The organism is Aquiluna sp. (assembly GCF_965064355.1).
On sequence record NZ_CBCHRQ010000004.1, the window covers coordinates 1 to 20,398 of the forward strand.

At 52.8% G+C, this 20,398-nt stretch carries 14 protein-coding genes and 1 tRNA gene; 4 read left to right on the plus strand and 11 right to left on the minus strand.

Annotated elements, in window-relative coordinates; translation table 11 throughout:
- Both rph and murI read right to left on the minus strand, forming a co-directional pair.
- A partial coding sequence (gene rph / locus AC128V_RS00785) for a ribonuclease PH (RefSeq protein WP_482762778.1) occupies positions 1 to 578 on the minus strand: 578 nt, incomplete at its 3' end.
- Positions 571 to 1,392: a glutamate racemase gene (murI, locus tag AC128V_RS00790; protein ID WP_482762779.1), complete on the minus strand. Its 822-nt coding sequence runs from the start codon at positions 1,390 to 1,392 to the stop codon at positions 571 to 573. The genes rph and murI, both read right to left, overlap by 8 nt.
- A gap of 40 nt (positions 1,393 to 1,432) precedes the next feature.
- On the opposite strand from murI, the gene AC128V_RS00795 reads away from it, so the two are divergent.
- Complete coding sequence (locus AC128V_RS00795; protein WP_482762780.1) at positions 1,433 to 2,707, plus strand: nicotinate phosphoribosyltransferase; 1,275 nt, start codon at positions 1,433 to 1,435, stop codon at positions 2,705 to 2,707.
- On the opposite strand, the gene AC128V_RS00800 is transcribed toward AC128V_RS00795, so the two are convergent.
- The 6 genes from AC128V_RS00800 to AC128V_RS00825 form a co-directional block, all read right to left on the minus strand.
- A complete protein-coding gene (locus AC128V_RS00800; protein ID WP_482762781.1) occupies positions 2,700 to 2,945 on the minus strand; it encodes a DUF3039 domain-containing protein in 246 nt (81 codons plus the stop codon). The two genes, AC128V_RS00795 and AC128V_RS00800, sit on opposite strands and share 8 nt — an antisense overlap.
- Positions 2,946 to 2,950: 5 nt before the next feature.
- Positions 2,951 to 4,150, minus strand: a complete 1,200-nt coding sequence (locus tag AC128V_RS00805; protein WP_482762782.1) for a S1C family serine protease — start codon at positions 4,148 to 4,150, stop codon at positions 2,951 to 2,953.
- Between the two features lie 91 nt (positions 4,151 to 4,241).
- Positions 4,242 to 5,021 (minus strand): hypothetical protein, encoded by a 780-nt coding sequence (locus AC128V_RS00810; protein WP_482762783.1) that lies wholly within the window; start codon positions 5,019 to 5,021, stop codon positions 4,242 to 4,244.
- 92 nt (positions 5,022 to 5,113) lie between these two features.
- Positions 5,114 to 5,187 (minus strand) — tRNA-Met (locus tag AC128V_RS00815).
- A 29-nt stretch (positions 5,188 to 5,216) separates the two neighbouring features.
- On the minus strand, positions 5,217 to 8,087 hold the full coding sequence (locus tag AC128V_RS00820; protein ID WP_482762784.1) for a UPF0182 family membrane protein: 2,871 nt from the start codon (positions 8,085 to 8,087) through the stop codon (positions 5,217 to 5,219).
- Positions 8,084 to 9,157 (minus strand): YlbL family protein, encoded by a 1,074-nt coding sequence (locus AC128V_RS00825; RefSeq protein ID WP_482762785.1) that lies wholly within the window; start codon positions 9,155 to 9,157, stop codon positions 8,084 to 8,086. The genes AC128V_RS00820 and AC128V_RS00825 overlap by 4 nt, the downstream gene beginning before the upstream one ends.
- Positions 9,158 to 9,295: 138 nt before the next feature.
- Between AC128V_RS00825 and AC128V_RS00830 the strand changes: the two genes are divergently transcribed.
- Both AC128V_RS00830 and AC128V_RS00835 read left to right on the plus strand, forming a co-directional pair.
- Entirely contained in the window at positions 9,296 to 10,570 is a 1,275-nt protein-coding gene (locus AC128V_RS00830; RefSeq protein WP_482762786.1) for a zinc-dependent metalloprotease, read from the plus strand.
- Positions 10,571 to 10,620: 50 nt separating this feature from the next.
- Positions 10,621 to 11,622, plus strand: a complete 1,002-nt coding sequence (locus tag AC128V_RS00835) for a hypothetical protein (RefSeq protein ID WP_482762787.1) — start codon at positions 10,621 to 10,623, stop codon at positions 11,620 to 11,622.
- Here AC128V_RS00835 and AC128V_RS00840 read toward each other — a convergent pair.
- Positions 11,619 to 13,247 carry an ATP-dependent helicase gene (locus AC128V_RS00840; protein ID WP_482762788.1) on the minus strand — a complete coding sequence of 543 codons (1,629 nt, stop codon included), beginning with the start codon at positions 13,245 to 13,247 and terminating at the stop codon, positions 11,619 to 11,621. The genes AC128V_RS00835 and AC128V_RS00840 overlap by 4 nt on opposite strands.
- 67 nt (positions 13,248 to 13,314) lie before the next feature.
- On the opposite strand from AC128V_RS00840, the gene AC128V_RS00845 reads away from it, so the two are divergent.
- A complete protein-coding gene (locus AC128V_RS00845; protein WP_482762789.1) occupies positions 13,315 to 14,448 on the plus strand; it encodes a phosphotransferase in 1,134 nt (377 codons plus the stop codon).
- On the opposite strand, the gene AC128V_RS00850 is transcribed toward AC128V_RS00845, so the two are convergent.
- Both AC128V_RS00850 and AC128V_RS00855 read right to left on the minus strand, forming a co-directional pair.
- Entirely contained in the window at positions 14,426 to 17,503 is a 3,078-nt protein-coding gene (locus AC128V_RS00850) for a UvrD-helicase domain-containing protein (protein WP_482762790.1), read from the minus strand. The genes AC128V_RS00845 and AC128V_RS00850 overlap by 23 nt on opposite strands.
- On the minus strand, positions 17,496 to 20,375 hold the full coding sequence (locus tag AC128V_RS00855; protein ID WP_482762791.1) for a PD-(D/E)XK nuclease family protein: 2,880 nt from the start codon (positions 20,373 to 20,375) through the stop codon (positions 17,496 to 17,498). Before AC128V_RS00855 ends, AC128V_RS00850 begins: the two co-directional genes overlap by 8 nt.
- Positions 20,376 to 20,398 lie beyond the last annotated feature (23 nt).

The window sequence follows — 20,398 nt, forward strand, 5'->3', positions numbered from 1 at the left end:
ACAACGTTCATGTCGGTATCTGCCCTGACATCCTCGACATACTCGAGGTCAGTCACTGCAACACCATCAATGATTCCAACCGACACGGCAGAGACCGTGTCAATCAATGGCTTGGCGCTTTTGGCTATCAGCCCCTGCTTCTTTGCCCACGCAACAGCATCGGCAAGTGCAACAAAAGCTCCGGTAATGGCAGCGGTGCGAGTTCCGCCATCGGCCTGCAGAACATCACAGTCCAAAACAATGGTGTTCTCCCCCAGTGCCTTCACGTCAATCACCGCACGAAGCGAACGACCAATCAGTCGAGAAATCTCGTGGGTGCGGCCACCGATCTTTCCCTTCACTGCTTCGCGGTCGGAACGATCGTGCGTGGCACGCGGGAGCATTGCGTACTCAGCAGTTACCCAGCCCTCACCAGAGTCTTTCTTGAAACGAGGGACTCCGGGAGTGAAAGATGCGTTGCACAGCACCTTGGTGTTGCCATAGGAAACCAGCACAGACCCTTCGGCATGGATGGTGAAGTTTCGTTCAATTTTGACTTCGCGAAGCTCGTGTTCAGCTCTTCCGTTTGGCCTACTCATTTGGTGCCTTTCGCTCCAGGTGGGTTACATCGTTAACCTCAGGTCCCAAGAAACGCTTGGCCAGGCTTTCGAATTCTTTGGCATTACCGGTGGCATAAAACTTGTAGCTTGGCTTTGCGGATACCGGAGCCAAAAGATCGTGTTCGGTTAGCACTCTAAAAACATCTTTAGCAGTCTCGTCAGCCGATGAAACCAAGTTCACGCTGTCGCCCATTACATATGACAGTGCGGCGTGTAGCAGTGGGTAGTGGGTGCAGCCCAAAACCAAGGTGTCTACATTCGCTGCCTTGATTGGCGCTAAATAAGCCTCTGCTGCCGCAAGCAGTTCTGGGCCTGAGGTAACTCCGCGCTCTACAAAGTCCACGAAGGTTGGGCAGGCAGCAGATGTGATTTCAAAATCAACCGCGGCAGCGAAAGCGTCTTCGTAAGCCTTTGAGTTCACCGTAGCGCTGGTTCCTATGACACCGACTTTGCGGTTTCTAGAAGTACCCACCGCTTTGCGAACCGCAGGTTGAATCACTTCAATAACTGGGACACCGAGTCCTTCGGTGTAGCGCTCCCTGGCATCTCTCAAAACTGCTGCTGAAGCGGAATTGCAGGCGATAACCAAAAGCTTTACACCCGATGCCACTAATTCATCCATCACTTCAAGAGCAAGGCGTCGGACTTCAGAGATGGGCTTTGGGCCATATGGCGAATTCAAAGTATCGCCCACGTAGTGAATAGATTCGTGCGGAAGTTGGTCAATGATCGCTCTAGCAACCGTCAAGCCACCGACGCCTGAGTCAAATACACCAATTGGTCTGGAATCCACTCACTAAGTCTAAAGCTCATTGGGTAGATAGGCTAAAGAGGTGTCTACTGCATTGAATACTGATCGCTACGAGCTCACCATGCTCCAGGCGGCGCTGAAGTCTGGAAAAGCGCAGCGCAAGTGCGTATTTGAGGTATTCACCCGTCAACTCCCTGCTGGACGTCGATACGGCGTGGTTGCAGGCACTGGTCGAGTTTTAGAGGCAATCCAAAACTTTAGGTTTGAAGAAAAAGAGCTGGATTTCCTAAGGACCAACTCGGTTGTGGACGAGTCGACTCTCACTTGGCTTGCAAACTATAAATTCGCGGGAAATGTCTTTGGCTATCGTGAGGGTGAACTCTACTTCGGTCACTCCCCGGTGCTCACCGTGGAGGGGAGCTTTGCAGAAGCCGTAATTCTGGAAACTGTGATTCTCTCGATCCTGAACTATGACTCGGCGGTGGCGTCGGCAGCTGCCCGAATGAAATCAGTATCGGCCGGCCGTCGACTAATTGAGATGGGCTCACGTCGCGCTCACGAGTCAGCAGCGGTTGCGGCTGCAAGAGCTTCATTTATTGCAGGCTTTGATGCAACAAGCAATCTTGCTGCCGGCGCTCAGTACGGCATCGAGACCGCTGGCACCAGCGCTCACGCTTTCACACTGCTGCATGACACCGAAGAGCAGGCATTTCAAGCCCAGCTGGAATCAATGGGAACTGAGACCACACTTCTGGTCGACACATACGATGTTAAAAACGCTGTGGCGACTGCGGTGCGATTGACTGACGGAAAGGTTCGTGCAGTTCGTCTCGACTCTGGAGATTTAGCCACCTCTGCTGTCGAGGTGCGCAAGCAGCTGGATAATTTAGGGGCCGCACAAACCAAGATCACAGTCACCAGCGACCTGGACGAATACACAATCGCTGCCCTGGCAATCGCACCGATTGATAGCTACGGCGTAGGGACCAGTTTGGTCACCGGTTCTGGTCACCCAACCGCCGGATTTGTCTACAAGCTTGTGGCTCACTCCGACAACGGTGAGTGGGTAGATGTTGCCAAAACCTCAAAACTCAAAACCAACCGCGGTGGCAAAAAACATGCCAGCCGAGTCTTGGAAAATGGCGTTGCCAAGGCAGAGCTGATTTCTGGTGAGCCACAGGCTGGACGAGTGCTTCAGGTGCCGATGATTTCAAATGGTGAAATTGCCACTGAATACCTAGGGATTCAAGGTGTTTTGCGAGCTCGAGAGCACCACAGCCATGCAATTTCTGAGCTACCGGCAGGAGCACTTCGACTCTCTAAAGGCGAGCCTGCAATTCCTGTTGAGTTTATCTAGACTCGTCGTCCCCAGGCTTTAGGCCCTCGTAGATCTCTTGGCAGGTTGGGCACACCGGAAACTTCTGTGGATCGCGAGACGGGGTCCAGACTTTGCCGCAAAGTGCTACAACCGCGCTTCCAAGAACCGCCGATTCAACAATCTTGTTCTTCTGCACATAGTGCGAGAAACGCTCGTGATCACCTTGATCGAGGTGAACCTGCTGTTCTACCTTGGTGCCAAAATCTTGCTCTGCCATGGCCACTATCGTAGGTCAGCGGCATCGCCCAGAGTGACCTGGAACATTTTTTTGGAACCATCTCGGATTACCTCAACCTCGACGATTGCACCGGCCGGTTCAGCCCTTACCATCGCAGTGAGATCAGCCGCCGAAGTCACGGTTTGACCGGCAAAAGTTACGACGATATCCCCCGGCTTGATGCCTGCTTTTTCTGCAGCACCAGACTCAGTGAGCTTCTCTACATATGCGCCGGTGGAAAAGGTTGAGTTCTCTACAGTGTTATCCCTAACCATCGCACCTAACAGACCGTGGCTTGCCGATCCGGTGTCAATAATCTCCTGCGATATCCTGAAAGCGGTATTTGATGGGATTGCAAAACCAACACCGATGCTTCCGCTTTCGCCATTGCCGGCAGTAGCAATTGCGACATTGATGCCGATTAACTCGCCCTGGTTGTTCACCAGCGCACCACCTGAGTTACCAGGGTTGATTGCCGCATCAGTCTGAATTACCTGAAGTGAGATTGGCGCGTTTCCGGTCCCGTTCCAGAACTGAAGTCCTGGATTCTCACTAACCTCTGCACTTGCCACCTGGATGGTTCGATTTAGTGCCGAGATTATTCCTTGGGTCACGGTTGAAGAAAGACCAAGTGGGGCACCAATGGCGACGACATCCTCACCAACGTTCAAATTGTCAGAGTCTGCAAAAGTGATTGGCTTGAGACCTGCAACCTGAACCTTTACCACCGCTAGGTCGTAGACCGAGTCATAGCCGATTAGCTTGGCAGGATAAACCGAGCCGTCCCAAAGCTGAACAGTGATCTTTGGGTTCTGAGTCAAGCCTCCGAGAGTCACAACGTGGGCGTTGGTTAGAACGTAGCCATCTTCGGTCAGTGCAACACCAGACCCCGATCCTGAACCATCTGCAGATTCAACCGCCAAGGTCACTACCGATGGTGCGGCGTTTGATGCGGCACCGGTTACCCAGTTGACGTTCTCTGTGTTGTTCACGACAACCGGTGCTGGCTGGGAAATTGAAAGATAGGAAAGCGTGAATGCGGTTGATCCAACTACGCCACCAATTAGTGCCGCGGTTAGCGCGAACAGTGCTATTCCCAGAGCGCGAATTGGACGACGCTTGCGCTTTGGAGCTTGGTCTACTGGAGCAGAGTAGGTGTTACCAAAACTAAATTGACTATCTCCAGAGCGATTCCACTCAGACATGCGTTTCCTTTCGAGTTGCCCAAATTCTGTCGGGCAAGACTGGGGATTCTATGAACTCAACCTGTGTAAATTCTGAAATCCCCAAGGACAATCATCCCACCAACAAGGTTCTCCGCTCCCTTTCAACCACCGCGATAGACAATTTGTTGGAGGCCAGCTCCCAATTAGCCGCGTTGTAGACCCAGTTGGCGGTCGAATACTTGTAATCCACCTCGTAGCCGACATAGGCCTTTGCCCAGTAGTTTCCTGGGCTGGTAAATAAGTAACTCCGATGAAAGCCAAAAAGATCTTTACCGTTTGATAACTCCCACCTAGCCGTTACTGGGCGGAACCTAATCTGAGCCGATCTTCCAAGCAGAACCCCAGAGATCACCTCGGTGCTGGCTTGAACGTGAAGCTCAATTTCGTCCTCAAACTCGACCTCTGAACCAGGGCTCCACCAAGCCGCTGGCTTTTCTGCCAGTGCGGTAAAACGATCTCTGAGTTCAATTTCTTCCGCTGTCACGGTGGTGCCTGACGAGCTAACAGGGTTGGGAACTTCATCTCCGATGCAAGGTCTTGATCCGACCGGAACCCATGCTGTGATTACGGTCATGGTCGGGACATCGATGGTGCCATTTGCAAAGTAGCGGCATTCCCGCATCGGCACCTCCCCCGATCCACCTGAGCTACCGCCCCCACCACCAACAACCTCATCAGCACAAACGCTAAATTGACCAGGAATGCCATCTGGACACTCGCTGACCTGGTGGTCGACGCGATCTAGGGTGAAGGAGTTCGCCGTCAACGAAGGGTCGTATGACGAGGCCTGAAAATCCACAGCCAAATTTGCGACCCCAAGTGCAAAGAGCAAAACAATCAGTAAATTCATGTGTGCAAGTTAGATGAGTTTGGGAGTTTGCAAATTTGAGATTCCACAGGAAAAAGAAATCCCCTCAATTTTCATTGAGGGGATTTTCTTAGTTGCGGGGGCAGGATTTGAACCTACGACCTCCGGGTTATGAGCCCGGCGAGCTACCGAACTGCTCCACCCCGCGGCGAAGTTCCAACATTAGCAGGAAATCTGCTAGTCCGCCAATAGTGCCAGAGCTTGAGCTACCGCCTTTGCCAAACGCGCATCGGCTTCACCGTAGGCATTCCAGTCACCGGCGGCCAGAGCAGCCTGCTTGTCCTCGATAGCCTGCTTTGCCAAAGCCAAAGCGGCTGAGAGCTCAGGGCTTGCCGGATCTACGGTTCCAGAACTTGAAGAACCAGTTCCCGGCGTGGTCGGCTCGGTTGGGACACCCGCTCCTGAGTTGCCGCCAAATAGTGCATCAAGCGCTTCTTCCAGAGTGTCCTCGAAAGCGATTTGGTCGCCGAAGGCCACAAGAATTTTCTGAAGTAGCGGGTAGCTGGTTTCACCGGTTGACTCGATGTATACCGGCTGGACATAAAGCAAGCCACCGCCAACCGGAAGGGTTAGCAAGTTACCGTTTAGCACTCGGGTGGAACCCTGGCGCAAAAGGTTTAGCAGCGACGATACGTTGCTGTCCGCGTTGAAGTTGTTCTGCACCTGTCCAGGCCCTGGAACAATCGTCTCCCTTGGCAAATTAAGCAGGGTGAGCTTGCCATAGTCGGCATTCACCTTGCCAGCTTGATTGCCCGCGTCAGCATTTGCAATCAGGTAACCAGTCAGCACGTTTCTAGCTGTCTCGCCGGTTGACTGCGGGATAAAGGTTGAGTAGAGCGAGAACTTGCTCTGAGTCTCACCCGGTGCCTGCAGGGTCAGGTAATAAGGAGGCTGAAGCTCTCCGATTCCAGTTCCCTCCACTGGGTCATTAGGAGTCATCCAGGCATCCTGCTGTGAGTAGAATGCACCAGCTTCGGTCACGTGGTAACGACCAAGAATCGAACGCTGGGCCTTGAATAGGTCAGCTGGGTAGCGCACGTGAGCAATCAGCTCAGCACTCATGGCTGAACGTGGCTGAACGGTGTCCGGATAGATTCCCATCCATGCCGACAAAATCGGATCCTCTTCGTCCCAGGCGTAAAGATCTACCGAGCCATCGTATGCATCTACGGTTGCCTTGACAGAGTTGCGGATGTAGTTGATGGTCGAAGGTCCCGAACCAAAGGCATCAGATCCCGAGTCCAGTTTTGCGAGGTTGAAGTTCTCAGCATTCGCAAACGGGTAGTTGGCGCTGGTGGTGTAGCCATCGATAATCCACTTGATTCGACCATCCACAACCGCTGGATAGACCTCAGAATCTAAGGTCAGATATGGCGCTACCTCTGCAACTCGAGTCGCAGGATCGCGGTTGTACAGGATTTGAGAGTTCGCATTGATGGCATCCGAAAGCAAAATTTGCTCGCTCTGGAACTTCAGTGCGTATGCCAAACGGGTAACCAAATCACCCATCTTCGGTCCACCATCACCTTGGAAAGTTGTGTAGGTTTCGTTTTCACCATCAGCACCTGCTGGGTAGTCAAACTCCAGCGGCTGGGCATTTTCAGGCGCTCCAACAATTGAGTAGAGCGGTGAATTTGCACCAAAGTAGACCCTCGGCTCAAATTCCCCAAGAGCACCAATTGATGGGATTCCAGACTGAAGGAAAAGTGGCTTTCCATCGGTATCGCGCTTGTTTCCATAGGCCGCAACCAAGCCAAAACCATGGGTGTAAACGATGGTTGAGTTGTACCAAGACTGGGATTCTCCAAGTCCTGATTGATTCAATTCACGCACTGCAACAACGGTGTCTTGCACCTGGCCATCTAGTTCGTAGCGGTCAATGTGCAGACGGTTTGGGAAGCTGTAGTACTGACGGTACTGCTCCAGCTGCCTAAAGGCATCTGAGACCAGAGCCGGGTCCAAAATACGAATTGATGCGGTGGTCTTGGCGTCATTACGCAGCGCACCTGGTTCAGCAACTACCTTGGCGTCGTAGTCCACAACCTGGACACCGTCTAGTCCGTAGGCAATTCGAGTTGCGTCAATATTGTGCTGCAGGAATGGGCTCTCCAAGGTTCGCTCATTTGGAACCACCTGGAATGTTTGAATGATCCACGGGTAGAGCCCACCCAGAACCAAACTGCTCAGCACCATCATCGCGGTACCGATAATCGATACTCGCCACTTGCCGATCACCGCGGTGATCAGGAAGAGCACGGCTACAGCGACAGAGATCATCGCAAGAATCTGAAGCCCCGGAATGATCGCGTTAGCTGCGGTGTAGTTCACACCGGTGAACAGGGCACCTGATGCGGAAACGGTGCTGTACTGGTCAAGCCAGAGGCTTACTCCCTGGACCGCTAGGTAGATAGCAACCAAGCTGGTGAGCTGGATTCTGGCCGGCTTGGAAACCTTGATCTCACGGCCAGTGATTCGCATTCCACCGTAGATCAGGTGCACTGCACCGTTAATCAATGCAGCCAATAGCAACGCTCCGGAGAGATAGCCAATGGCAAAAGTTAGAAACGGCAGCTGGAAAATGTAGAAGCCGATATCCATTCCAAAGTGAGGGTCGGTCTGACCAAACTCCGAGCCGTTCAGCCAGAGTGCAATTACCTGCCACTGGCGAGCAACAATCAGGCCACCAAAGACTCCAAGTACAACCGGCAATCCCCAGCGAATCAGCTTCCCAACGCTCTCGAACATCTGCTGATAGGCCTGAAATGGCGAGGCTTCACTTAGTTTGAGATACACGGGTCTGGTGCGCCAGGCAAGCGCGAGCCCCAATCCAACCAACAAGGTCATCACCAACCAGCCGAGTAGGAAGGTCACTAGCTGAGCCACAATCTCGGTAACGAAGATGGTCTCAAACCCTAATTGACGGAACCAGAGCAGATCGGTGAACACACCGGCGGCTGATAGCAATGCCACTGCAATAACAGCCACGATGCCGATGGCTATCGAAAATGGCGATGCCTTGCGCTGAGGTCTGAGGTTTGCTTGAGTCACTTTTTCTCCTGGTTGGTGCAGCTGATGGGTGGCACGGGTTTTCCTGAATCAAATTCTTCTACCGCTTGCAGTGCTGACTTTAGATCCTTCACAACTACAACCGAAAGACCTTCCGGAATCTGCCCGATTACCTCAGAGCAATTTCCCTCGGGTGCCAAAAACAAAGTTGCACCGGCGTTCTTGGCTGAAATCAATTTAAGCTCAATTCCGCCAATTGGTCCTACCTTGCCATCTGCCGAGATGGTTCCGGTGCCGGCGATGTGGTTTTGTCCACCCAGCGACCCTTCGGTCAGGACGTCAATAATTCCGAGCGAGAAAATCAAACCGCCCGATGGCCCGCCGACATCACCGAGCTGAAGCGCAATCTCGACCGGGAAGTCATAGACGTAGCCAACCATCGCACCGATTACCCAAGAGTCATCTTTTTTCTCTGGTGTCAGTTCAAACTCTTTGGTTTCTCCATCGCGCAAGACCTTAACGACAATCGGTTTCCCCTTGGAGAGTTGAATCTGCTCTTTGAGTTCCTCGTAGGTCAAGACCTGCACTGCACCCACCGCTAGCAAGAAGTCCCCAGCAACCAATTTCTTGGACGCAGGAGTGTCCTGAATCACGGAAGCCACATATAGCTGACGATCAAGTTGGTAGCCGAGTTCAGTCAGTGCGGCCGCAATAGCATCCTGTTGCGACACTTCCATCTGAGCCGTCGATTCAGCTCGGACCTGCTGGGTCGATAGCTGCGGTGGATAAACCTCATCCAGCGGGAGCACAATCTGGGCTGGATCAATCCAAGCGGATAGCACCTGCAACCACCCGGGGGTCGAGTCGCGATTGCCCAAAAGGGAAACGGTGGTGATGTCAAATCGAGTTTTGCTCTCGTAGGTCTTCACATCGCTGGCAGAAATCACCGGCTTATCGTCGATTTCACCCATTACGTTGAAGACCTGTCCGGGTCTTTCAATGACGTATCCGCTGGGCAGGGTCATAAGTCCTCCCAGGCTCAGCACGAGCAGGGCAGTAATGGCCCAACTGCCTCGCTTTAGTCGCGGGTTAGAAGTCTTGAAAAAAGTCATTGGGTCAATGCTACGAATCTTTCCGTCAGGAATCCTTAGCGTCCTCACGCCGTGGGCGAACAGCCCGCTTATCATCAGCTATTTCCCAGCTTGTATAGGGTTTTGGCAGTACCTTTTTTACAGAGGTTAGGAATCTAAATGGACGAGAATCGCGATAGAGAAGAGCTAGAGAAGCTCCTCAAGCGCATGTTCGAATCTGGAGCATTGAATCCCGAAGAGCTTTCCAAGGTCGCCGGAGCTGGCCTAAACCCCAAACTCCTAAGTCAACTTTTTGGCCAGGTGCAGGCCATGATGTCCGATAGCGACGGACCTGTGAATTGGGACCTAGCCACGAAAACCGCATTAGAACTTGCCAAAGATGGGCAACGTCAGCCCAGTGAAGCACTCAGCGCGGAAATTCAGAACAGCTTTGAAATCGCTCAGCTTTGGCTCGGTGAGCAAACCGAATTCGCAAATTCTCAGCCTCTAAAACAGCTTTCTCGAGCTCTCTGGGTGCAAGATGCTATTCCGCTATTCAAGGACCTCGCGGAACCGGTGGCCGCGAGCATGTCCAAGGCACTGAGTGAGAACCTTACCCAGGTGATGCCCGAGGAATTGGTTGGGATGATTGGACCTGCGACCAAGTTCTTAGAAAATGCCGGTGCTTCAATGTTCGCCGCTCAGCTTGGACAATCCGTTGGAAAACTTTCCGAGAACGTGCTCAGCGCTAGCGAGATTGGGATTCCGCTTTCGACAAGACCTGGTCTTGTGATCCAAAACGTCGAGGATTTTCTAAAGGATTTGGAAACACCCAAGTCTGAGGTCTTGATTTACCTTGCCATCCGAGAGCTGGCGGTCTCTTCGCTATACGCCTCCAACCGTTGGTTGCGCGATCAGGTAGCAACCCAGGTCTCTGAATTTGCCGCGGGGCTGAAGATTGACCCGGAATCGATCCAGAACCTTGCCCAGCAAATCGATCCAAGCGATCCCACCACCTTCAATTTGGTAATCGAATCCGGCGGGCTAATTACACCTAGAACAGCTGACCAAGAGGCCACACTGGTACGCATCGAAACTACGCTCGCCTTGATTGAGGGCTGGGCCGATGCCGTGGCATTTAGCGCAGCTAGCCGACTGCCCGGCATCAACCAGGTGTTTGAATTGCTGCGTCGACGTCAAGCAGTAGGCGCTGCGCAAAAGACTTTTGCAACCCTGCTGGGGCTGGAGCTGAGACCTAGATTGCAGCGTGAAGCCATGGCAATGTGGCAGCGGCTGGCCGCTGAGCTTGGCACTGGGGTGCGAGATTCAATTTGGATGCACCCAGACCTTCTGCCAAGTGCGGAAGACATTCAAGACCCGAGCGCTTTGATCAAGCGACTATCTGGTGGCGATGATGATTTCGACAGTGAGCTAAACAAACTTCTCGGCAACTAGCCTGTGGAAAACCGTCGACGAGGGATTTCGCTTTGCGGAATTCTTTCTCAATGGTCAAACAAATAAACCCTAGCCTTGCTCGCATCTGGCACTCGGAGAACATCCGGCAATACGGCTATTCGAATCCGACGCTAATACCAATCCAATCCGAAGCCGAGCACCGTGTGGTTGATATCTTGGAGCAGGGCGTCACCAACGTTCAATTTGGAAACCTGACCAGACTTGCAAAAATCCATGAACCGGAACTGAATTTGATTTTGAATCGGCTGGCTCCACTTATTCGACAGACCAGCAGTTTCTTGCCTGAGTTAGATCAAAGTGATGTCGAAATGCGGTTTGCAGAAATCATGAGGGTCTTCTTAGCCGATTTCCAAGATCCGGCAGCAATTATCAAGAAACGCGGTCTTGCCAAAGTCTTCGTTTCAAGCCTTGGAAGAACCGGTCTATTGGCAGCCAAAGCCCTCTACACGGCTGGTGTTGGAACACTAATCACATTCGATGGCACGAGAGTTAGAAGACCGGACACCAACGAACTCGGATACGCCCCAATGGCAATCGGATTAACTCGACACGAAGCAGCAAAACAACACCTCGGGAAAAAGCGAGACGAGCTGCAACTTCACACTCGGCTCACCAGTGGCCTGGATCGAATCTCAGCTGCGATGCTTATTGCAAATGATGTGGTTGATCCGGCGGATTACCAGGTTTGGATGACGCGAGATGTCCCCCACATTTCGATTTGCTTCACAGAATCCGGTGCGAGTATCTCGCAACTGGTGAATCCAGGAACAACCCCTTGCCTGGCATGCTCAGAAATCTACCGAATGCAAGAAGATCCGAGTTGGCTGGCAACAGTCACTCAGCTCTCGCAGTTAGATCGCGACCTCGCCGATTCGGTGAGCATGTTGGCAGCAGTGAGTGTTGCAGTGCGAAGAATTCTGAATCAGATCGACAATCCGCTTGAAGATGCAAGCAATCCGCTCGAGTTCTATTCAAAGACCGGAGAAATTGTGGAAGGCGTGCTGCCAGATACAAACTGCGGCTGTCGCTAAGAGACGAAACTAAGAAACTCCGACACCGGCTTATCTGAATTACTGGATAGCAACAGGCGGTCCTTCGCCCTGGTAAGTCCAACGTAGAAAAGCCTGCGTTCTTCGGCTAGCTCAGAACTGGTTTGGGCATAGGAAATTGGGAAGTAGCCCTGGTTTAGGCCGCAGAGGAAAACCAACTTCCACTCAAGACCCTTGGTCGCGTGGATGGTGGCAAGAGAGATTGCCGCCATTACAGGCTCGTGACCGGACCGCTCACGTTCTTGCAGTTCGCGAAGGTACTCATCCAAGCTGACATCACCGGCAAACTCCTCGAGCACCTCAATAAACCAATTCAACCCGAGCCACTTTTCGGACCCATCCGAACGTGAACTCCAACCAAGCGAAGAAATGATGTTGCTCACCGAAACAAAAAGTGGCTCAGTTAGCTCAGAAGTTTGCAGGGCTCTGAGCGCAATCATGGCCTGCATGATCTCTGGTCGTCGGAAGAAACGTCCAGTGCCCCTCACCTGGCACTTGATGCCACGCTTTGTCAGTTCTGATTCCACTTGCTCAAGTTGGGAATTGATTCTCGCAAGCACAGCAATTTCACCAAGGTCGGTTCCGGACTGCACTGCTTCAGAAATCGTCTCCGCAATCCACTTTGCTTCAGCCAGTGCGCTGGAGAACTTTTGGTGAGCGGGACGAGAACTGAATATTCGCACCGCTTCGAGCTCTCCATGCTCGGCAACTCGATTAGCCAGCTGAACTATCTCCTGGCTGCTTCGGTAATTTCGGTTCAACTCAAAGACTTGAGCGCTTGGGAAGCGGCCAATAAATCCGGTCAGAAAACTCGGATCAGCTCCGGCAAAGGTGTAGATGGTTTGTCTGGGGTCGCCCACAACACAAAGCTCTTCGCGGTCCCCCAGCCAAGTCTCGAGCAGTGACTGCTGGAGGGGCGAGATGTCCTGGTACTCATCAACCGTGAAGTGCCGATACTGCTGCTGCACGTGAGCGAGCATGCGAGCTTCGTTTCTCAGTAGGCCTGTTGTTAGCAGCAGAACATCTTCCCAATCGGCAAGTCTGCGCTGCTGCTTGACCGCTTCAAACCTTCCGGCAACCTCCAAAAACTTGTCCTTCGAGAAAGACGCGATGTTGGGGCGATCTAGGTTTTGATACTCGTCCAAAGAGATTAAGCCGTACTTCATCCATTCAATCTCGGATGCGATGCTTCGCAGATCTTCATCCGAAACCCGAAGCTTCAATTCCTCAAGTGCATCCTTGAGGACAGGGAGCTTGTTGGTTATCAGTTTCGGTGCCAGTGACTCTGTGAGCTGAGGCCAAAAGAATTGCAGTTGGCTAAGCGTTGCCGAGTGAAAAGTCCTGACCTGAACACCTTCAGCACCGAGGTCGCGCATCCTGGATCGAAGTTCACTTGCCGCACGATTTGTGTAGGTGAGAGCCAAGACACGGTTCGCGGTGTAGACACCAGTTTCGATGCCATGCGCGATTCGATGGGAAATGGTTCTGGTTTTGCCGCTGCCAGCGCCTGCAATTATGCAGACCGGCCCGAGCAAAGCCTCAGCCGCAAGCCTCTGGTCGTCATCAAGTTCCGCTAGGAAGTCGAGATCAGACTGGTCCGAGTTCAATTGGGAATCCTCTTGGTTCGCGTGGCATTGACCGCTTGCTGGGCATTGACCGTCTAACCTGTGAGATGTGGGACGACCTGCTTTGATTTTAGCTGCACTGGCAGCCGATGCTTCGCCTGGAAAAAACTTCCGGCACTACTTGAAAGTTGACTCCAATCCAGATTTGGAGACGTTACGACTTTGGGGCGCCGATGGGCAAGCCTATGAGTTCAAGATTCCTGCCAACTCGGCAGGCATAAGCGAATTGGCAACCGAGCAGATGGTGGTTCAATCCATGCGTCGCCTCTCTTCTCGCTTACCGTTTGAGATTCCAGAATCGCTTGGACAAACCCAAGATGAAAAAGGAACAACCGGTGTGTTGTTCACTCTTCTTGAGGGCTCCAGTCCAGACCTTTCTCGCCTCGGACCAGGGCCATTCTCAAAGTCCTTTGGCGAAGCGTTGGCAGCTCTGCATTCACTTTCAGTCGAAGCAATCGTGGATGCCGGTCTGCCTCAGTATGACTCGGCCGCAATCCTGCATCAAAAGGTTTCCGAGCTAGACAAGATGGCTGCAACCGGCAAGGTTCCGGCTCAGCTACTTAGCCGCTGGGAGCAGGCCCTCGAAGACATCGGTCTATTCCGTTTCCACTCCACCATCACCCACGGCGCAATTAGCTCTGATGGTGTTTTGATTAATGGCCAGCAGGTTGTTGGACTTGCAAATTGGAACTCTCTATCAATCGGCGACCCAGCCGAAGACTTCCGCTGGCTTTCCGGTGGAGCGCTACCTTCAACCTTCGAAGACGCCATGATTCACTACCGCGCTGCTCGACCTACGACCGATGAGAACTTTGCTCAGCGTGCGATGCTCTACTCCGAGTTGGAACTGGGAACATGGCTGCTGCACTGCCTAGCGGTTGGTGACCAAGAACAGATCAAGCAAGCCGAAGAACTCTTGGCTGAGCTGAAAGACAACCTTGAAGCCGGAAACCTAAAGGATCTGACCGCAACCAGTTTTGTTGGCTTGGCCGCTGCAGCAGCGATCATTCCTGCGGCAACGCCGACACAGGAACTAAGCGCTGTGGCGGAAGCTACTGAAAGCCAAGATCTTGAGGAAGTAACTGCCGCATCAATCTTTGATGAGGTCGCTGGCGCTGAAGCCGAGGAATCAGCCGAGGAAGACCCAAAGACTGAAGAAACTAGCCTCGACGAGCTGTTCTAGCATCCTCGATCGCAGTTACCAACTCCTGCTCTGAAAGCAATCGATCTGGCATGACTTCCTTGCCATCTGAGGCAAAGAAGAAAGTCGCGGACACTTTTTCCAGCCCAATACCCTGCCATTTCGCAAAAGCAATTCGATACAGCGCTAACTGGATCGCCCGAGATTTTAGGTCGGCTTCAGACTTTGGTGCGGAACCGGATTTCCAGTCCACAATCAAGAAGCCACCAGACTGGGCGAAAATCGCATCGATTTTGCAAACCACGATTAGGCCGGCAATTTCAAATTCGATGGACTGTTCGACAAAGTCAGGCTTGAGGGTGGCGAATCGAGAATTCTCAAAGTTTGCCTTGAGCTCCAAATCCTCTTCCGCCCAATCTTGATCGGCCAGTTCAGCATCTCTAACCCAGTGTTCTTCGAGCAGACGGTGGAAGTCGGTGCCGCGTTGCGCAACTGGGCTATACGGCGCAGGCATCGGCCTAGCCAAATAGTCAGCAAACTCCTGTGGATTTGTGATCAGCTGCATGACCTTAGAGGCACTTAGCCGCTTTGGCAGATCTGGGGCTGCGAGCCAGTTACCGCGCTCACGTTCCTCCAGCAGCAATGCAAGTTCTGTGAAACTCTCAAGGCTTGCCGGTGCAGAACTGATTACCGAGGCAGCGGCCGACTCAATCTCTTGGCGCTTATCGCCAAGCGGATCAAAAGGCCAAACAGTTTGCTCCTTACGCCCATCCAGCGGGTTGATCTCTTGGACATCAGGAATCTCATTGACCAGCTCAACTAAAGAGTTCTCAATAAGTTCAACTAGAAATGGGGAGAGCTCCCTGGGCTTTTTATTGCCCAGCTTGTAGTGCGAGGCAGTGATGTGCAAAGCGGACTTTGCCCGAGTGACCGCTACATAAGCGAGTCTTCGCTCTTCAGTTAGCTGCCTTAGGCGATTTTGCTCTTGGAACTGATCGAATGCTGCCTTTAGTTCTTTTTGAGTAGTGGCGTTCTGGTAGCTAAAGACAGGAAGCACGTTTGAATCACCTCGCAAGACAAAAGGCAGCTTGCCCGCAGCTAACCAGCCCTTGGCTCCTTTGCCATCGACCGGGAAGGAGCCCTTGTTCAGCTGAGCCAAGGCCACCAAATCCCACTCCAAACCTTTCGCGGCATGCACCGACATAATCTGGACCGTGCCCTTTTTAGCTCCAAGGCGTGGAAGCTCAAAGTTCTCCTTTTCGGTGGCGTAATCCAGCCAAGAGAGCAGCCCCGAAAGGGAAGGGCGAAGCGAAGACTGTTCGTACTCGGCAATTCGAGCAATAAAAGCTTCCAGGTTCGCCAGTGGATTTGGCGCACTTGAGTGCGCGAATAGCTCGATGTCAATTTCTAGCTCTCGAATTACCACCCAGGCGAATTGGGCTAAAGAGATGTTCGAGGTGGCACGCATCTTTCGCAATAGCTTGGCTGCCATAACCAAACGCGCTCCGCCGATTTCAGAGAAGTTCGAGTACTCCAGTGCACCTGGACGAACTAGTTCATCCAGCGCCTCCACAATCGTCACTGGCATAGCGCTTGTAACCTCAGATCTGATCCTCGATAGACGCTGAGCAGTAGCGCTAAGTTCGGCTAGGTCTTTTGGCCCAATCCTCCATCGTGGGCCCGAGAGTAGGCGCATTAGCGAAGCTCCGGACTCTGGTCGCTGCACCACATTCAAAGCGCAAATCAAATCCATAACTTCGGGAAGCTGTAGCAGCCCCGATAGCCCCGATACTTCAACCGCTATGCCCCGCTGTGAGATGACTTTGGCATAAAGCGGCATGCTCGCTTTGGTTCTCAGTAACAGTGCAGCGGACTTATCTTCGTCGAGGCTTCTTTCAAACCAGTCAGCTACCGCTTCTGCCTCGGATAACTCGTCTTGAAATACTTCAGCGGTTACGAAGTTCTCACGATTTGCCACCCCCGGTGTCAGAGTTACCGGGGCTAGTTCCGGCTGGATGGCATTGAGGGCTTGGGTAAGTTGGTTGGCCGCATCCACCACCGCCTGGCCGGATCGCCAGGAGGTCGAAAGCTGGAAAGTTTGAGCCTGTTTAGAGCCAAAGTCCGAATGGAAACCGGCGAGGTTATTGCTACTCGCGCCGCGCCAACCGTAAATTGCTTGATTCGGGTCACCGACGGCCAAAACCGCCTGAGCGAAAAACAAGCGAGCAAGCAGTTGAGTTTGAATACTCGAGGTGTCCTGATACTCATCGAGCAAAACGAATCGATAGCCGTGTTCAAATTCCCCGGTGAGTGCGCTCAAGGCCAGGGCCACCTGGTCTGAAAAGTCGACTAGATTCCTTCTCTTTTTCAGCGCTAGGTATTGGGCAACCAGCTCGGCAATCACCACATTGAGCGCGGCGGCATCCAGTAGGTCAGTGACGTATTGGAACTGACCCGGCTCTCCCTTATCGCTTTTGGGTAATCCGGAAATCTGCCCTGCAAAACTAGTGAGAGTAGCAATCACGGTCTCTGGGGTTGCTTGATTGTCGGTAATCTCTGAAGCCAGCGATAGCACCAGCTCGATCAAGTAATCCTTGGTCTTGTCCCAGTCCTCTAGGTTGCGGTGTAAGTCGCCCTTTAGGTTGCGGACCAGCTCATCAGCCAGAGCAACTGAGCTTGCCTCCGTTAGCAACGTGGCATCTGACTCATAACCAACCGCCAACGAGAGTTTGCGGAAGATGTCGTTTCCAAAGGAGTTGTAGGTGGTGATATTTGGAGGAGTGAAATCCTGCTGTAGTTCAGCTGGCCACATATCACTCTCACGCAATTTGTAGAGTGCTTGATTCACCCTCGCGGACAGCTCGCTCGCTGCTTTGCGGGTGAAGGTGAGCCCGAGAATTTCCGAGGGCAGGGCCAGTGAATTGGCGATTAGATATAGAACCCTTACCGTCATTAGCTCGGTCTTGCCGCTGCCAGCTCCGGCAATCACCAAGGTCGGAGAGGTATTTGAAGCGCCTTCGATGACAGCCTTTTGCTCCTGAGTCAAAGAGTGTGGCGAGAGTAACTTATAGACTTGGTCCGAAGAGTACTTAGCCACTGGTTACCACCTTGGATATCAGCAGTTGGCAGTTTGAATCTTCGTTGCAGTGATCGGCTATCTCGGCCACGAAGCTATTGCCACCCGCTCCGTCCTCAACTCTTTTTAGAAGTTCGAGAATCTCCCCTTCGAATTCTCCTGATATTGGTGGCTGGTCGAGCACTTTCAAGCGCTGATCTCCAACGGCTACGATTCGGCCGCCAGCCATCTCTTCGCCGTATTGCTCCCGAACCGCTAATTGGTAGACCGCTAACTGCCTGTGAGCCACTACCTCCTGGGCACTTGGTGGCTTTCCGGTCTTTAGATCCACCACTCTGAGACCGCCATCTGCATCGCGCTCTACTCGATCGATCTTGCCGGCGATAACCAAGCGTCCGATTTTCACCTCAAACTTTTGCTCGGCAGATACTAATTCGCCAGCGCTGCGCAGGTATTCACCCAGGGCGGCCACCATGTTCAGCGCTTTGCGCTTTTGCCCACTGGACTGCCAGCTTGCTTCAAATTCCAAGGTGTGCCAGTTGCTTTCCACAAAGCTCTCAAGCTCGGCTTCCGTCTTAGAGACTTCTAGCGCCGCGTGCAGCAATGTGCCCAGTGACGCCTCAAAGCCAGAGCCATCTCCTCCAAAATTCTGGATGAACCAGTGCACCGGACACTTTTCGAAGGCGGAGAGCCTCGAGGGCGAGAAGCGAATGTCTTCACCGTCGACCACTAGCGCTTCATCGGTGGAAATTGGCAACAGTCCCTGCCAGCCGGCTGGATTAGCTCCTGGTACCTGCAGCAGCGCGAGCGCTGCCAATAGCGGTGCAACTGATTGGTCACCGGATGCAAGGGCTCGGCGATAACTTCCAACCAGACGTCGAAGATCAAAGCTGATTGGCTGCTCATGGCGCTGGGGTGCAAGCCCTAGCATCTCGAAAAATTGCGACGGCTGCTCCTCTTGGGAAACCATCGCCGTGATGATTACCTCGGAGCGGGCAGCTCCGATTGCCTTGTAAAGCAAACGAATCTCATCGTCTAGTTCGGAACGAACCGGAAGCATGGGTTGCGCCACCTTGCCATTTAGGAAGCCAGAGAGTGAGGTAGCCCCTAAAAGTGAACTCCTAGGTCTTAGGTTTGGCCAGATTCCGTCTTGCAGGCGCGGCAACAACACGACCTGATAGCTGCGATCCGAAAGCCCGGCAGCCGTGGTCAACTGCACCGCAGGACGCAGACCCTTGGCAGCCAGAGAGTCTTCTGGCACCGCCTGTTCCAGCTGCGCCAAGACGAAATCAGAGGCGGTACCCAGCTGATTGGCATCAAAACGCTGGGCAGCGGCGAATAGCTCAAGTACCGAATCCAGAGAGCGGTTAGCACTGAGTGCGACCTCTGAGGACCCCTTGGCGAGCACCTGCAGTGCTGAGTGATCAACTATCGACCAAATTGCCGACAGTAATTCGTGTGCGCTTGAGTCGGCCAAAGACTTGATGTTTTGAATTAGAGCGCTTAGTTTTCCAAGCTTTCTAAATTCAGGAGTGCTTGGTTCGATTTCCACTTCTAATGCCGCAATAAGTAGCTCTGAGGAAGGTACCTGATCTAAATCTGATTGCTGTGCCAATTGGCGCTTCAACCTTCGAATGGATATCGAATCCAGACCGAAAATAGGCGAATGCAGCACCTCGATCACAGAATTTTGGTCAACTCTTCTAAGCCCCAGCTGCGCGGTTTCCAATAGCGCCCTGGCCATGGGCTGATCTCTCAGCGCCTGACTTGTCCCGAGTGTTGCGGTCGGCACCTCGCGAGCCGCAAGTGCCGAAGCCAACTGATCCAGTTGAGTTCTGGTTCTGGCAACAACTGCGAAATCCCCCCAGCTCAGGCCATCTTTCATTCTGCGTTGTCTAATTTCACTGGCCAGCCAGTCGGCTTCGCTCACCTGATTGTCAAATAGCGCAGTCCGAATCTGGCCTAAGCTACCAACCGGTCTCGGCCGCTGAGGACCAGCCAATTGCGGTGGAAGCTTTGAGGCTAATTTCGAAAGCTCATGGGCAAAACTGTTATTGGGTTCTAGGTAATGCTTTGTCGCCCCAGAGAACTCACCGACAAATCCGTCCACAAGGCCAGATCTAAAACCAAGCACTGTGCTATCCGGGTCACCAAACAGCACAAGGTTGGCGTTTTGAGCTATTTTCCCAACCAGGGCCAGCCCAGCCTTCGAAAAATCCTGGGCGTCATCGACAAGCACCCATTTGTAATCTGGCGATGGCAGTTCACACGCACTGAGAATCAATTGCGATGGGTCAATAAGACCCTTGGCCTCAAGTTCGATTTCGTAAGCCGGTATTAGTTCCGCAGCAATTGCCAAACCGCGATGACTGAATTCTTGAGATTTTTCCATCAGCCACTTAGTTGAGAGGCCATTTTCGATGCAAACCGCAAATAGATCTCTCAACTCTTGAATAAAACCCTGCAATCCAATGGTCTGCAGGTCATAACCCCATGGACTGCTCGGGCTTTTCTCAATCAACTCGCGAAGAATGCTTTGCTGCAGGGCACCGGAGAGCAATCGCATCTCAGGGTTGCTAGCCGCTAACTGGCCAAAGGCGTAGCTTGTTACCGACTGGGCACGTGGCCCGGAAGTTGCCCGCTTGCCCTCTAAAGCCAGCTGGTCGCGCAGCTTGCTCGCGGATTGTCGGGTTGGAGTCAGCACCAAAATGTGGGATGGATCAACTGTTTTTTCAAGCGCAGCCGCGAAATGGCGCAAAACGGTGGTCTTTCCGGCACCAGGCGCACCTAGGACAATGTGCTGACCTGAACTGATTTCAAATAGGGATCGAAGGTTGAATTCGCCCGATGCATCAACTGCACCCTGAGCAAATACCTGATTGTTTTCGACCACTAGTCAAATCTATTTGCACGCTG